At 73.5% G+C, this 14,506-nt stretch carries 12 protein-coding genes; 9 read left to right on the forward strand and 3 right to left on the reverse strand.

Going from position 1 to position 14,506, the window contains the following annotated elements:
- Positions 1-253: 253 nt before the first annotated feature.
- Positions 254-1,141, forward strand: a complete 888-nt coding sequence (locus JHAT_RS30810) for a BTAD domain-containing putative transcriptional regulator (RefSeq protein WP_077801576.1) — start codon at positions 254-256, stop codon at positions 1,139-1,141.
- Here the strand turns inward: JHAT_RS30810 and JHAT_RS30815 are convergent.
- Positions 1,138-2,220, reverse strand: a complete 1,083-nt coding sequence (locus tag JHAT_RS30815) for an LLM class flavin-dependent oxidoreductase (protein WP_077801577.1) — start codon at positions 2,218-2,220, stop codon at positions 1,138-1,140. The genes JHAT_RS30810 and JHAT_RS30815 overlap by 4 nt on opposite strands.
- 219 nt (positions 2,221-2,439) lie before the next feature.
- Between JHAT_RS30815 and JHAT_RS30820 the strand changes: the two genes are divergently transcribed.
- The 8 genes from JHAT_RS30820 to JHAT_RS30855 are packed head-to-tail and all read left to right on the forward strand — an operon-like array spanning position 2,440 to position 10,863.
- Positions 2,440-3,684, forward strand: a complete 1,245-nt coding sequence (locus tag JHAT_RS30820; RefSeq protein WP_077801578.1) for a DegT/DnrJ/EryC1/StrS aminotransferase family protein — start codon at positions 2,440-2,442, stop codon at positions 3,682-3,684.
- On the forward strand, positions 3,666-3,851 hold the full coding sequence (locus tag JHAT_RS30825; RefSeq protein ID WP_077801579.1) for a tautomerase family protein: 186 nt from the start codon (positions 3,666-3,668) through the stop codon (positions 3,849-3,851). The genes JHAT_RS30820 and JHAT_RS30825 overlap by 19 nt, the downstream gene beginning before the upstream one ends.
- Positions 3,852-3,906: 55 nt before the next feature.
- Complete coding sequence (locus JHAT_RS30830) at positions 3,907-4,983, forward strand: ketoacyl-ACP synthase III family protein (RefSeq protein WP_077801580.1); 1,077 nt, start codon at positions 3,907-3,909, stop codon at positions 4,981-4,983.
- The gene (locus JHAT_RS30835; RefSeq protein WP_171991139.1) at positions 4,983-6,653 is read left to right on the forward strand and encodes a (2,3-dihydroxybenzoyl)adenylate synthase; all 1,671 of its coding nucleotides are present in this window, start codon (positions 4,983-4,985) and stop codon (positions 6,651-6,653) included. The genes JHAT_RS30830 and JHAT_RS30835 overlap by 1 nt, the downstream gene beginning before the upstream one ends.
- Before the next feature lie 7 nt (positions 6,654-6,660).
- Positions 6,661-6,945: a phosphopantetheine-binding protein gene (locus JHAT_RS30840; RefSeq protein WP_253195664.1), complete on the forward strand. Its 285-nt coding sequence runs from the start codon at positions 6,661-6,663 to the stop codon at positions 6,943-6,945.
- 53 nt (positions 6,946-6,998) lie between these two features.
- Complete coding sequence (locus JHAT_RS30845) at positions 6,999-7,667, forward strand: isochorismatase family protein (RefSeq protein WP_077801582.1); 669 nt, start codon at positions 6,999-7,001, stop codon at positions 7,665-7,667.
- Positions 7,664-9,619, forward strand: coding sequence for an anthranilate synthase family protein (locus JHAT_RS30850; protein ID WP_077801583.1), 1,956 nt, complete (start codon positions 7,664-7,666; stop codon positions 9,617-9,619). Before JHAT_RS30845 ends, JHAT_RS30850 begins: the two co-directional genes overlap by 4 nt.
- Entirely contained in the window at positions 9,616-10,863 is a 1,248-nt protein-coding gene (locus tag JHAT_RS30855) for a 3-deoxy-7-phosphoheptulonate synthase class II (protein ID WP_077801584.1), read from the forward strand. Before JHAT_RS30850 ends, JHAT_RS30855 begins: the two co-directional genes overlap by 4 nt.
- A 28-nt stretch (positions 10,864-10,891) precedes the next feature.
- On the opposite strand, the gene JHAT_RS35605 is transcribed toward JHAT_RS30855, so the two are convergent.
- Together JHAT_RS35605 and JHAT_RS30865 are read right to left on the reverse strand one after the other, a co-directional pair.
- Positions 10,892-13,510 (reverse strand): LuxR family transcriptional regulator, encoded by a 2,619-nt coding sequence (locus tag JHAT_RS35605; RefSeq protein WP_077801585.1) that lies wholly within the window; start codon positions 13,508-13,510, stop codon positions 10,892-10,894.
- 51 nt (positions 13,511-13,561) lie between these two features.
- Entirely contained in the window at positions 13,562-14,398 is an 837-nt protein-coding gene (locus tag JHAT_RS30865; protein WP_077801586.1) for a PhzF family phenazine biosynthesis protein, read from the reverse strand.
- Between the last annotated feature and the right edge of the window lie 108 nt (positions 14,399-14,506).

The raw sequence follows: 14,506 nt of genomic DNA on the forward strand, positions 1-14,506 counted from the left end.
CGGGTGGCACGGCTGCCCCCACCAGACCACGCGGCGGGTGGGCGGCACCTGAGTGTCCGGTACTCAATTCACCGTGCCGGCAGGCCGTTTCACCGGCCGGGTACGGGCCGGCGCAAGCCCCGCAGGCCTCGCGCGCCGGAAGCGATTGAGTACCGCTCACTCAGGCGCGCGCCACGGCCGGTGTGATGCCCTCGACGACAGGACACCGTGCGCCGGGCAGGCGGCGGACGTACGAGTCACGAGGGGGAAATCCATGCTCTTCCGGATGCTGGGCGTACCCGAGCTGTACGACGAGACACGGCACCGGAGCGTCCGGCTGAGCAGTTCCAAGCAGGGCACGCTGCTGGGGGCCCTGCTGGCCCGGCCGGGCAGGCCCGTGCCGGTGGACCGGCTCGTGTACGAGGTGTGGGGGGACCACCCCCCCGGCAAGGCGGGCAACGCCCTGCAGGCTCATGTGTCCCGGCTGCGGCAGGCCCTGTCCATGGCGCAGCCGGAGCAGGGCAACCGGTCCCGCCTGCAGACCCACCGGTCCGGCTATGTGCTGCGGGCGCACGAGCGGGAGACGGACTGCGGATGGTTCCGGCTCGCCGTGGCCCGGGCCCGGCACGCGGCCGAGCGGGATCCGCACTCCGCGTACCGGCAGTTGCGGCAGGCGCTCGGGCTGTGGCGCGGAGAGGTGCTGGAGGGCAGCGTGCGCGGTCCGATCTGCGGCGCGATGGCACAGGACCTGGAGCGCGTACGGCTGGACGCCCTGGAGGCGATGTTCGGCGCGGCCCTGCGGACCGGCCGGCACGCGCAGGTGCACGCCGAACTGCGGGAGGCCGTCCGGGCGTACCCGCGACACACGCGGTTCCGGGCGCAACTGGCGCTGACCCCGTACGAGGACGTGCCGGCCGCGGGACCGGTCCCCGTCCCGGGGCACGGTCCGGCGCGCCGGAGCACGGCCCCGTCCGCGGAGCACCTGCCGCGCCCGGCCGGCCCGGACCGGTACGCCCGCCCGCCGGCACAGGCCGGGCAGGCCGACGAACTCGACCGGCTGCGCGGCCTGGTGCAGTTGCTGGCCTCGGAACAGCAGTCGCTGCGAGTCCGGCTGGAGCGCCTGTCGGCGCTGGTCGGCCACGAGGGACCCGCCGCGTCCTAGGGCCTGGGGGACGGGCGCGGGGCGAATTCCGGCATGACCGCGGCGGCGAACAGTTCCATCGCCGCTTCGGCCGTGTCATGGGCAAGCCCGCCGGGATTGAACTGGAGGCTGAAGGAAAGGTCCTCGCCGAATCGCTCGCGAATCACGCGAATCTGCCCGGTGACGCCTTCGGGGTCGCCGGCGAGCACCTTGTCGGCCGCGAGAGAGCTCGCGAAGTCGTAGTTCTTCGCCTTTTCGAGGAAATTCTCGTAACCGGGGTAGTCGGCGCTCTTTCCGGTGGCAAGCGGGGCGACGGCCGCCATCATGTGGTGGATGTAGGTGCGCTCGTGGAACTCGCCCAGAGTGCGGGCCTCGTCGGCGTCCTCGGAGAGGTAGCAGGTGTACTTGATCTGGATGCGCCGGGCAGCCGGATCATGGCCTGCGGCGTCCCAGGCAGCGCGGTAGGCGTCGAGCATCGAGGCGAGTTGCTCGGCCGACGTCACGGACGGCACGACCTGAAGGTGGTGGCCGGCGCTACCGGCCGCCGCGCACGACTCGGCGCTGGTGGCCGAGGCGACGAAGATCGGCGGGTGCGGCCGCTGATACGGCCGGGGCAGCAGGGTGACCGGCCCGAACCGGTGGAAGCGGCCCTCCCACACCAGGTCCTCGGTGGTCCACAGCCGGCGGCAGGCCTCGACACCCTCGGCGAACCGGGCCCGGCTCTCGTCCATGGGAATCCCGAATGCCTCGAACTCGGTGGGCAGGAAGGCCCGTCCGAACCCGACGTCGAGCCGGCCGTGGGAGATGTGGTCGAGCATGGCGAGCTTCCCCGCCAGTTTCACCGGGTGGGTGAACGCCGGTACAACGGCGCCGGTGGCGAGCCGGATGCGTGTAGTGCGGGCGGCGGCCGCGGTGAGCAGGGTGACCGGGTCGGGGCTGTACCCGCCGTAGGCGGTGAAGTAGTGCTCGACCGTCTGGGCCTGCGTGAATCCCAGGTCTTCCGCGCGTTCGATGAGCCGCAGCGTCTCGTCGTAGTAATCCGTGGCGGATTTCACCGCCGGATCCACCACCGGGAAGAAGTTGACACCGAATTCCGTCATCGACGGCCCTCCTGACTACCGGCGTTCGAGTGGCGCATCAAGAAGAAGTGAGTCCGGCCGCAGCCGTCAAGAAAAGGGACGGTGTCATGTCAGCCCGTCAGCGGCGTGTCAGGAAACGCCGCTCTTCATTGCCGTGGTCGTGGCGGGGCTGTTTGTCTGCGGGGCATGCGCTGTCGCGGGGGATGCGGCAGCCACCCCGATCGAACGCCGGAGGACGTCATGCGCGGAACCTATGCCGTGCCGTACGCGAGCCGTGGCAGCATCCTCGGTGGCGCCGAGCGCGAGGCGATCGGACAGCTGATCGCCTCGGAGGATCCCCTGTCGATGGGATCCTTCCGGGACCGCTTCGAGCAGCGGTTCCGGGAGCACACGGGCTCGCGTCACGCTCTGTCGGTCACCAGCGGCACGGTGGCGCTGGAACTCGCCATCCACCTGCTGGACCTGAAGGACGGCGACGAGGTCGTCGTCACCCCGCAGACGTTCCAGGCCACCGCACAGCCGTTGCTGGGTCTGCCGGCCACGGTGCGTTTCTGCGATGTCGACCCCGACTCCCTGAACCTCGACCCGGCCGCCCTGAAGTCGCTCATCAACGACCGTACGCGGGCGGTGCTGCTGGTCCACTACGGCGGCTGGACCGCGGAGATGGACGAGATCCTGGCGCTCACCCGGGACCGCGGCATCGTGGTGATCGAGGACTGCGCGCACGCGCTCGGCGCGGTCTACGACGGGCGCCGGCCCGGCTCCCTCGGCGACATCGGCTGCTTCAGTTTCCACGCCTCGAAGAACATCACCACCCTCGGCGAGGGCGGCATGATCACCCTCGACCGGGACGACTGGGCGGAGCGGATCGACCGGCTGCGGTCCAACGAGGTCGACGGGACCTTCGCCGCCGCGCCGGGCGGGCTCCAGCTCGGCCGGGAACTGCTGCCGTGGATGAAGTACGCGTCACCGGCGTACGAGAAGGTGTGCTCCGGTGTGCGCCGGCCGGGCACGAACGCCACGCTTTCGGAGGCGGCGGCGGCCGTGGGCCTGGCCCAGATGGGCCGGCTGGAGAAGCTGGTGGCCCGCCGCCGGTGGATCGCGGCGCGCCTGAACGAGGTCATCGAGAGCCATCCGCACACCCGTGTCCAGAGGCCCCGGCCGGGGGTGGAGCACGCGCAGCACCTGCACACCTTCTTCGTGGACGGGCCGCCCGGGATGCGCGAGGCGGTGATCCGCGGCCTCGACGAGCGCGGGGTGGAGGTCCAGCTGCGCTATCTGCCGCTCCACCTGTTGCCGGAGTGGCGGGAGCGGGGACACGGCATCGGCGAGTGCCCGGTGGCGGAGGAGCTGTGGTTCCACCAGCACGTCAATCTCCCCTGCCATCCGGGACTCACGGACGAGCAGGTGGAGCACCTGGTGTCGGCGCTCGAAGCGTCCTTGCGTACCGCAGTGAAGGGACTCCCATGCCTCTCATCGAAGTGACCATCTACGAGGACCGGCTCGACGAGACGACCCAGGGCGAGCTGGTCGCCCGGCTGACCGACGCGGCCGCCTCCGTCTTCGGCGACCACATCCGCGAGCACACCTGGGTGGTGCTGCACGGCGTGCCCCGGAACCGGTGGGGCATCGCCGGGAAGACCGGCGGGTGACCGCCGTGGCGCGGGGCGACGGCACACCGGGCGAGGAAAGGGCAGACGCGACGCCATGAAGTTCGAGGACATCTATCTCGCGGGGGTGGGCACCTACGTCCCGTCCGCCGTCACGACCGAGTGCGCGGTCAAGGAGGGCTGGTACACCGACGACGCCCGCAAGGCCTCCGGTCTGGAGTCGGTGGCCGTCGAGGACTCCCTGCCGGCGGTCGACATGGCCGTCCTGGCGGCGCGGACGGCCGTGGAGCGGTCCGGGCACACGGCGGACGACTTCCGCGGCCTGCTGCACACCAGCACCTACTACCAGGGGCCGGCCGGCTGGTCGCCGGCCCACTACGTGCTGGCCGGCACACTGGACCGACCGGTCTCCGCCTTCCATGTGCAGCACGGCTGCCTGGGCCTGCTGGCCGCCCTGGAGTCGGCGGCGCTCCGGCTCGCGGCAGGCGGCGAGCGGGACGCGGCGATGCTGCTGACAGCGGCGGACAACTTCAACACGCCGCTGGTGGGCCGCTGGACGTCGTCGTCGATGTTCGTCCTCGCGGACGCCGGATCGTCGGCGGTGGTCTCGCGGCGGGGCGGCTTCGCCCGGCTGCTCGCGATGGACTTCGTCTCCCAGCCGGGCATGGAGGCCATGCACCGGGGTGACGAGCCGCTCTTCCCCCCGGCGGAGCCGGTCTGGCGCGCGATGGACTTCGAGGGGCGGCTGGAGAGCTGGCGCGACCAATGGGCCGCGGGCGGTGCGATCCCGCTCGCCGACTTCGGCGAGCTGATCGCGGCCACGGTGGAACGCACGCTCAAGGCTGCCGGCACCTCGCTGGACCGGATGGCCCGGGTGGTGCACAACGGCTTCAACCGGGAGCCGTTGAGCGTCTTCCTGCTCGACCCGCTGGGCCTGGACGCCTCCCGCGGCACCTGGGACCTCAACCGCACGATCGGCCACGCCAGCGTCTCCGACTTCCTGATCGGCCTGGAGCACCTGTGGCGCACCGGACAGGTGGTTCCCGGCGACCAGGTGCTGGTGCTGGGCTTCACCACCGGCATGGAGGCCGCCTGCGCCGTACTGGAGATCACCGCGGCGCCCGGGGAGGGCCACGGCGCCCTGCCCGCGGCCGACTCCCGAGGAGGGCACTGATGCTCGAAGGTTTCACGCCGTGGCCGCAGGACGTGGCCGAGCGCTACCGCACCGAGGGCCTGTGGCGCGGCGAGAGCCTGGTGGACCTGCTGGACACCGCGGCGCGGGCCCACGGCTCCAAGACCGCCCTGGTGGGCGGCGACCGCCGCATCGACTACGCCGAACTGGTCCTGCTCACCCGGCGGACGGCCGCCGGCCTGCGGGCCCGCGGAATCCGGGCGGATGACCGGGTCGTGGTCCAGCTGCCCAACGGGCCGGAGTTCGTGGTGGTCTGCTTCGCGCTGTTCCGGCTGGGCGCCAAGCCCGTCTTCGCCCTGCCGTCCCACCGCCTCCAGGAGATCCGCCACCTGTGCGAGCTGTCCGGGGCGGTCGGGTACGTCTTCCCCGAGAGCCACCACGGCTTCGACCACCTCGCCCTGGCCCACCAGGTGCGCCGGGAACTGCCCGCGCTGCGGCACCTGTTCGTGCTGGGCAAGGACGCCGAGGGGGACGCCGTCCCGCTCGCCGAGGTCGACGCCGATCCGGTGGAGCTGCCGGCGCCCGACCCGTCCGACGTGGCCTTCTTCCTGCTGTCCGGCGGTACGACGGCCCTGCCCAAGCTGATCCCGCGCACCCATGACGACTACGCGTACCAGGTGCGGGCGGCGCGCGAGGCGTGCCCGGTGGGCGCCGACGACGTCTATCTGGCCGTCCTGCCCGTCGAGTTCAACTTCACCTGGGGCTGCCCGGGTGTGGTCGGCGTCCTCGGCGCGGGCGGCACCGTGGTCATGGCCGCGGAGCCCGTACCGGAAGTGTGCCTGCCGCTCATCGCCCGCGAGCAAGTGACGTTCACCTCCGTCGTCCCGAGCGTCCTTCAGCTGTGGCTCGAGGCACGCGAGTGGATGGACGACGACCTCGGCAGCCTGCGGTTCCTTCAGGTGGGCAGCGCCAAGCTGTACCCGGAGACGGCCGAGCGGGTGCAGCCCGCCTTCGGCTGCCGGCTCCAGCAGGTCTTCGGCATGGCCGAGGGCCTGCTCACCTTCACCCGCCCCGAGGACCCGGCCGCCACGGTGCTCACCACTCAGGGCCGGCCGGTGTCGCCCGCGGACGAGATCCGTATCGTCGACGAGCGGGACCGTCGGGTGCCGACGGGCACGGTCGGGGAGCTGCTGGCCCGCGGCCCGTACACCCTGCGCGGCTACTACCGGGCGCCGGAGCACAACGGCCGGGCCTTCACCGCGGACGGCTTCTACCGCAGCGGCGACCTGGCCCGGCTGACTCCGGAGGGGAACCTTGTCATCGAGGGCCGGATCAAGGACGTGATCATCCGGGGCGGGGACAAGGTGTCCGCGGCCGAGGTCGAGGGCCACCTGCTCACGCTGGACTCCGTGGCCCGGGCGGCCGTGGTGCCGTACCCGGACGAGTTCCTCGGCGAGCGCACCTGCGCCTACGTCGTCCCGGCCGGCCGGGCTCCCTCGCTGCCGGAGGTCAAGGCCGCGCTGGAGGAGCGGGGACTGGCCGCCTACAAGGTGCCAGACCGGCTGGAGATCGTCACCGAGCTGCCGCTGACCGGGCTCGGAAAGACCGACAAGAAGGTGCTGGCCGCCCTCGCCCGCGGCGAGTCCGCCCCGGCGGCCGCCGGCCTGCTGCCCTCCGCCAGCACCCGGGCGGCCCCGGCGGACGGCGAGTGACCCACTCATGACACCCGAACGAAAGGCCCTCATGAACACCGACGTGCCCCGCTCGGCGGAAGAGATCCGCGCGGTGGTCGCCTCCCTGATCGGCACGGCCGCCGCCGACATACCCGACGACGCCAACCTGGTGCGCCTCGGGCTGACCTCACTCGACGTCATGCGGCTCAGCGGGCGCTGGCGCCGCGGCGGCGTCCCGGTGAAGTTCGACATCCTCGTCGCCGACCCCACCGTCAGCGGCTGGGCCCGGCACATCGGTTCCCTGAGCGCGGACGACGCCTCCGCCTCCTGAGCCGCCCCTCGACCTGGCCCCGCAGCCGAACGGACCCGAAAGGAACCAGCACCGTGGCGCGCTCCGCCATACCCGAGATACGCCCGTACTCTCCGCCCACGGCCGACGACCTGCCCCGGAACACGGCGAACTGGACGGTCGACCCCGACCGGGCGCTCTTGCTGATCCACGACATGCAGCACTACTTCCTCGGATTCCTGCCGGACGGCGAGCCGCCCCGGCGGCAGCTGGAGGACCAGGTGACCGCGTTGCGCCGGGCCGCCGCGCGAGCGGGAGTGCCGGTGGTCTACACGGCACAGCCCGGCGACATGACCGAGGAGCAGCGCGGGCTCCTGAAGGACTTCTGGGGCCCCGGCATGACGGGCGCGCCCGAACACCGCGGCATACCCGAGCGGTTCGGGCCCGCCGACGCGGACACCGTGCTCACCAAATGGCGGCCGAGCGCGTTCTTCCGCACCGGGCTGCTGGAGCTGCTGCGCACGCGCGGACGCGACCAGCTGGTGCTGTGCGGGGTCTACGCCCACGTCGGGATCCTGCAAACCGCGATGGAAGCCCTGGCCAACGACGTCCAGGCCTTCCTGGTCGCCGACGCGGTGGCGGACTTCTCCGCCGCCGACCACCACATGGCGCTGTCGTACGCGGCGGCCCGCTGCGCGATGGTGGTGCCGGCCGAGTCCGTGCTGTCGGCATTCGCCGCCGCACCCGCGGGAGCCACCCGATGACGGCCACGACGTGGTCGGCGGCCGGCCTGCTCGGCCGGCTCGCCGACGGCACCCCGCCCCCCGCGTTCGCCCTCCTGCACCGCCCCGAGGCCCAGGACGGCTCCGTGGTGGACGTGCTCGTCGGCGACGTCCGCGAGGCGGCCGGCCTGACGGAGATCGAACTGCCCGACGCGGACGGCCCGGCGCGGCACGAGCGGCTCCTGCTGCTGCCGTACCGGCAGATCGCCGAGCGCGGCTTCGCCTGTCCCGACGACGGCGAGCCGCTGCTCGTCATGGACGTCCGCGAGCAGGGCGTACTGTCCGTGGCGGAGGTGCTCGACCGGATCGACGACACCGCCCTGGAGGTGTGCGACGGCGCCTTCGACCTCGACGACGACGGCTACGCCCGGCGGGTGCGCCGGATCGTCGACGAGGAGATCGGCTCGGGCGCCGGAGCCAACTTCGTCCTCAAGCGCACCTTCACCGCTCACCTGCCCGACTGGTCGGCCCGGGCGGCGCTCACCCTCTTCCGGCGGCTGCTGAGCGCCGCCTCCGGCGCCTACTGGACCTTCCTGATCCGGGCCGGGGGGCGCGCGTTCGTCGGGGCGAGCCCGGAGCGCCACATCACCCTCGACCGGGGCAGGGCCGTGATGAACCCCATCAGCGGCACCTTCCGCTACGCCGCCGCCGGCCCCACCCCCAGCGACCTCCTCGACTTCCTCGGCGACAGCAAGGAGTCCAACGAGCTGTACATGGTGCTCGACGAGGAACTGAAGATGATGAGCCGCATCTGTCCCGAGGGCGGCCAGGTCATCGGTCCGCGGCTGCGCGAGATGAGCCACCTCGCGCACACGGAGTACTTCATCGAGGGCCGCAGTGACCGCGACGTCCGGGAGATCCTGCGGGAGACCCTGTTCGCCCCCACGGTCACCGGCAGTCCGCTCGAAAGCGCCTGCCGGGTCATCAGCGCCCACGAGCCGGAGGGCCGCGGATACTACGCGGGGGTCGCCGCGCTCGTCGGCCGGGACGGCGAGGGCGGCCGCCGGCTGGACTCGGCCATCCTGATCCGTACCGCCGACATCGACGACGGCGGCCGGCTCCGGCTCGCGGTGGGCGCCACGCTGGTGCGCGACTCCGACCCGTATGCCGAGGCGGCGGAGACCAGGGCCAAGGCCGCCGGGCTGCTGGCCGCCCTGCACGGCGGCCCGGGCGCCGCGCGGGGCACCGGGCGGCGTGCCCCGAGCCTGTCCGCGGATCCGCGGATCCGGCACGCGCTGCGCCGACGCAACGACCCGCTGGCGGAGTTCTGGCGGCGCTCCCCCAGCGGGCGCGCGCTGCGAGTGCCGCATCTGCAGGGCCGGCGGGCGCTGCTCATCGACGCCGAGGACACGTTCACCGCCATGGGCGACACGCTGCTGCGCGCCATCGGCCTGGAGGTGACGGTACGGCGGTTCGACGAGCCCTACACGCTCGACGGGCAGGATCTGGTGGTCGTCGGGCCGGGACCGGGCGACCCGCGCGACAGCGCCGACCCCAAGATCGCTCACCTGCTGGCGGTGACCCGCCGCCTGCTGGACGACGGTGCGCCGTTCCTGTCGGTCTGCCTCGGGCACCAGGTCCTCAGCCGACTCCTCGGCCTCGACCTGATCCGCAAGGACGTCCCGCACCAGGGGGTGCAGCGCACCATCGACCTGTTCGGCGAGCGGCAGGACGTGTACTTCTACAACTCGTTCACGGCCGTCAGCTCCGCCGACTCCATCCCCGCGCCGCCGAGCCGTCCCGGACGGGTACGGGTGTGCCGCGACCCGGCGAGCGGCGAGGTCCACGCGCTCAGCGGCGCCGGCTTCGCCTCCGTCCAGTTCCATCCCGCGTCGGTGATGACGCGCAACGGAACGGCCGTCCTCGAACGACTGGTCAGTTCGGTGCTGGCGGCGTCCGCCGACTCACTCCGAGAGCGTGAGGTCATCACATGAGTTCCTCCTTGATCAGCACCACGAGGAGCGGCCCGGCGCAGCGGTCCGCGGTCGCCCCCGTCGTGGCCCAGCCCCCGGGCTGGCGGGACGCCGACGCCGTGCGCGACGTCACCGAACGCCTCGCCGGCTATCTGCCGCTGGTCCTACCCGCCGAGTGCGACCGGTTGCGCGCCCGGCTCGCGGCGGTGGCGCGCGGCGAGGCGTTCCTCCTTCAGGGCGGTGACTGCGCCGAGACCTTCGACGCGCTGACCGCCGAGTCCGTCGCCGCCAAGCTGGACACCCTCTTCACCATGGCGACGGTCCTGTCGGCCGGAACCCGGCTGCCCACGGTGGTGCTCGGCCGGATCGCCGGCCAGTACGCCAAGCCGCGCTCCTCGGCGACCGAGGAGCACGGCGGTGAGGTCCTGCCGGCGTACCGGGGTGACGCGGTCAACGGCCTGGAGTTCTCGCCCGCGATGCGCACCCCGAACCCCTACCGGATGCTGCGGGTGTACGGCGCGTCGGCGGCCACGCTCAACACCCTGCGGGCCCTCGCCCCGGCCTGGGAGCCGTCGGGTCCGGTACCGGAGGACGGGCAGCGGCCCCGCGAGCTGTTCGTCTCCCACGAGGCCCTGCTGCTCGACTACGAACAGCCGCTGACCCGGCTCGATCCGCGCTCAGGCGGCTCCTACGCAGGCTCCGGCCATCTGCTGTGGGCGGGTGAACGCACCCGCCGGCCCGACGGCGCGCACGTCGCCTACCTCGCCGGCATCCGCAATCCGGTGGCGGTGAAGCTGGGGCCCCGTGCCACGGTGGAGGAGACCCTGGAGCTGATGCGTCGGCTTGACCCCGAACGGGAACCGGGGCGGCTGACCTTCGTGGTGCGGATGGGCGCGGACCGGGTGCGCGAGGTGCTGCCGGACCTGGTGGACCGCGTCACCGCCGCGAGGTCGGTGGCGGGCTGGGTCTGCGACCCGATGCACGGCAACACCCACACCGCGCCGTCCGGGCACAAGACCCGGCGGGTGGCGGACGTGGCCGAGGAGATCGCCGGCTTCTTCGAGGTGCACCGGGCGCTCGGCACCCATCCCGGCGGTATCCATCTGGAGCTGACCGGTGAGGAGGTCACCGAGTGCGTGGGCGGTGCGGCCGGGGTGTGCCTCGGGGATCTCCCCTCGCGCTACGAGTCCGCCTGCGATCCGCGGCTCAACCGCAGCCAGTCGCTGGAGGTGGCCCAGGTCGTGGCGCAGCTCGCGGTCGGCTGACCGGCCGGCGTCCGCCGCTCCGGTGCCGTCAACGGGGACGGCCCACCGGGGCGGCGTCAGCGCGGGGCTCCGCCCGGGGCTCCAGCGGGGGGGCGAGCCGTCCGGCCAGCTCCGCACGGGTGGTGATGCCGAGCTTGCCGTAGGCCCGGTGCAGATGGTTCTCCACCGTGCGCACGGACACCGAGAGCCGGTCGGCGACCTCCTGGTTGGCCAGCCCAGCGGCGACCAGGGCGGCCACCTCCCGCTCCCGTACGGTCAGCGAGCCGAAGGTGTCGGCGGGCGGGTCGTCCTCGCGCCGGACCCACGGCGGCAGCGTCCCGCCGAAGGCGGCGAGGTACTCACGGCACAGGGCGCGGGCGGCACGGCTCCTGCGGTGGTGGCCGACCGCCTGGTGGGTGCGCGAACTCTGGGCGGCGGTCTCCGCGGCCAGCGGCAGGAACCCCCGCTCCGCCTGCGTCTCGGCCACGGCTTCGAGGGCTTCGGCGTCCCAGCGCGCGAGGGCCCGTATGTGCCGGGCCTGCAAGGCGGTCGTACCGCTGAACCGGGTGGAGTCTGGCAGCAGGGCGGCGGCGTCACGGGCGACGCCGAGCCGCGCGGCCAGGTGGAGCGCGGCGACCGCCTGCGCCCACCGTCCGGCCTCGCCCGCCGCGACTGCGACCGCGGTCGCCTGCCGTATCGCCCCGGCGCGGTCACCCACATGGGCGTGGACCAGGGCGGTCTCCAGCGCGGCACCGTCCCGGGCCAGCGGATAGCGCACGCTGCGCGCCTGCACGGCCCGCACCTCGACGAGGGTGCGGACGGCCTCGGCGTGCTCACCGGCCTCGGCGAGGGCCGCGGCGAGCTGGGCCAGCGTCCAGGCGGGCGCGGTCAGCCAGTCCGGCGGGGCCTGGACGGCACCGGCGCGGCGCAGCTCCTCCACGGCGGCGGACCAGTCGCCCCGCGCCCGGTGCAGCCGGGCGCGCAGCAGCGCGACCCGGACGCGTTCCCGTGGGTCGCCCTCGTCCCACCAGCGCATGCCGTCGAGCCGGGCCGTCGCCTGGAAGACGCCCGCGGTGTTCAGCGCCGCCGAGCAGCCAACCCACTGGGCGGCGGCCCCGACGAACCGGTGGTTCCCGGCCGGCTCAGTGGCCGCCAGCAGGCGCAGCGCGGCCTCGGGGTCGCCCGCTTCGGTCCGGGCATAGGCAGCGGGCACGCTCACCAGGCCGGTGGACGCGGGCGCGCCGGGACCCGCGGCTGCCTCGGCCACCTCGGCGAACCGGTCGTCGATCAGGCCGAGGAGAGCGGCGGCACCCTCGAGCAGCGGCCGGCCGGCCCCGCGGGCCTCCTTCAGGGCCCGCTCGAGGACGTCCTTGGCCTCGGGCAACCGGTCGAGGCCGTACGCCAGGTTGACAGCCCGGACCGCGATCAGTTCCCCCGACTTCAGCGGGTCCGGCCCCGGCACGCCGGCGAGCACCCGCTCGGCTTCCGCGTGGCTGCCCCGGCCTTCGAGTGCCTGGCCGAGCAGCAGCCGAGCGCGGGCGGCCGTCTCCTCCCCGCGGGGCTGGGACAGGGCCAGCCGGGCCAGCTCCTCGGCCCGGTGGAAGTCGTGCAGACCCAGAGCCGACTGCCCGGCGGGCAGCAGCTGCTCGACCGGCGCGGTCTGGCCGGCGGCGAGCCGCAGCCCGACGACCCGGCGTACGTCGTCGTGGCGGCGCATGCCGGTCGCCTCGATGGCGTCGGCGAGCTGGCGCCGCAGCCGACGCCCGGCCAGCTCCGGCAGGGCGCACAGCACGGCGGCGGAGTACACCGGGTAGGTCAGCCGCAGCCGCAGTCTGCGACCGGAGCGCTCGGTGACCACGAGGCCGCTGCGGTTGAGGGACTCGGCGGCGCGGCCGAGCCCGGCCACGGTCGCGAGGTCGGCCTCCATGGGCTCGGCGAGCGCCACGAGCTGCATCAGTTCGCGTTCGTCCGGGCGCAGCCCCGCAAAGCGCAGCTGGACCAGAGCGGCGACCCGCCCGGCGGGGTCGACGGACAGCTCGCCCCGCCACTGCCAGATGCCGTCCTCCTCGCGGAGCGTGCCCTCGGCGAGTGCGGCGTCGGCGACCTCGCGCAGCAGCAGGGCGTTGCCCCGGGTCACCGACCACAGCCGCTCCAGGCAGTCGGCGGAGAACTGACCACCCAGCCGGGCCCGCAGCACCCTGGCCGCGTCGGAGCGGGTGAAGTGCGGCACGTCCAGGCGCTCGATGAGCCGCTCCACCCAGAGCATGCTCATCCCGGGCGGCAGCGCCACCCCGGACAGTGCCGACGCCACCACGCGCACGCGTCCGCTGCGCACGAGGGCGTGGAGCGAGGCAGTGGCCACCGGGTCGGCGAGGTGGGCATCGTCGAGCCCGAGGACCCAGGAGCTGGAGTCGGCGGCGCGCTGTTCCAGGCATTCGGCGAGCGATCCGGTGGTGCCGGTGGGCACGGCTCCGCTCACTCGGGCGGTGTCGGCGCCGCCGGCGGCGGCCTGGTCGAGCGCGGCCTGGAGCAGCCGGCTCTTGCCGACTCCCCATTCGCCGGTGATCAGGACGCCGTGGGTCGTCGACAGCGCCTGCCGGACACGGCCGAGTTCGCGCCCCCGGCCCACCGTGATCCACGGGCTGGTGCGTGCGTTGCCCCGTGACATTCCGCGTGCGCTTCCTTCCCCCGGTTTCATGTCGGCGGTCGAATGTCGGCGTCAGACGAGCAGGGTCCCGCGAGCGACGGTGACCGCGCTGCCGCTCATGTGGACGGCAGTCACCCGGTGGCCTTCGTGGACAGCCCTGGCGTACATGGTCGACGGGCGGCCCATCCACGCGCCCTGGACGATCTCGATCTCGGTGCCGGGCTCGATCAGCCCGTGCCGGGCGAGGTGGATGGCGAGCGGCCCCGCGGCGGAGCCGGTGGCGGCGTCCTCGACCACTCCGTAGGCCGGCGAGAACATGCGGGTGTACCAGTGCCGGCCGCCGCCGGCGAAGCAGTTGGCCGCCATGTCGGGGAAGGCGGACAGCGCCCGGTGGTCGGGGCGGAGGGCGGCGAGCGCCTCCACGCCGTCCACTCCCACGAGGACGTGCCGCGGGCCGTTGCGGTAGATCTCCACCGGCACGACGGAAGCGTCGAGGCCGAGCGCGTCGAGGAGTTGCTCGGCCTTCTCGTACGGCTCCCAGACGGGGACCGGCTGGGCCAGGCGGAGGCGGGTGGACCGGTCGCCTTCCGGCTCGGCCGCCACGGGGATCTCGCCCATCGCCGTCTCCAGCACGAACCGGTCCCGCTGCCACAGCTCGGCCAGGACGTGGGCGGTGCCGAGGAGGGGGTGACCGGCGAAGGGCAGTTCGTTGACCGGGGTGAAGATGCGGACCCGCGCGTCCGCCTCGTTCGACGGCGGCAGGACGAAGGTGGTCTCGGAGAGGTTCATCTCCCGGGCGATGCGCTGCATCAGCTGCGCGGTGAGGTCCTCCGCGCCGAGGAAGACGGCGACCGGATTGCCTTCCAGCGCGGTGCTGGTGAAGGCGTCGGCCACGACGTAACGATGCATGGTGGCGGCATCCCATCGGTTGGCTGCGGACATGCGAGGGGGAGAGGCGGGCCGGGCCACGGCACCGGGCAGGGCGCCGGCCGACGGTCCCCGGGGGCGGCACAGAGC

Source organism: Streptomyces sp. JHA26, assembly GCF_002005565.1.
Taxonomy (GTDB): Bacteria; Actinomycetota; Actinomycetes; order Streptomycetales; family Streptomycetaceae; genus Streptomyces.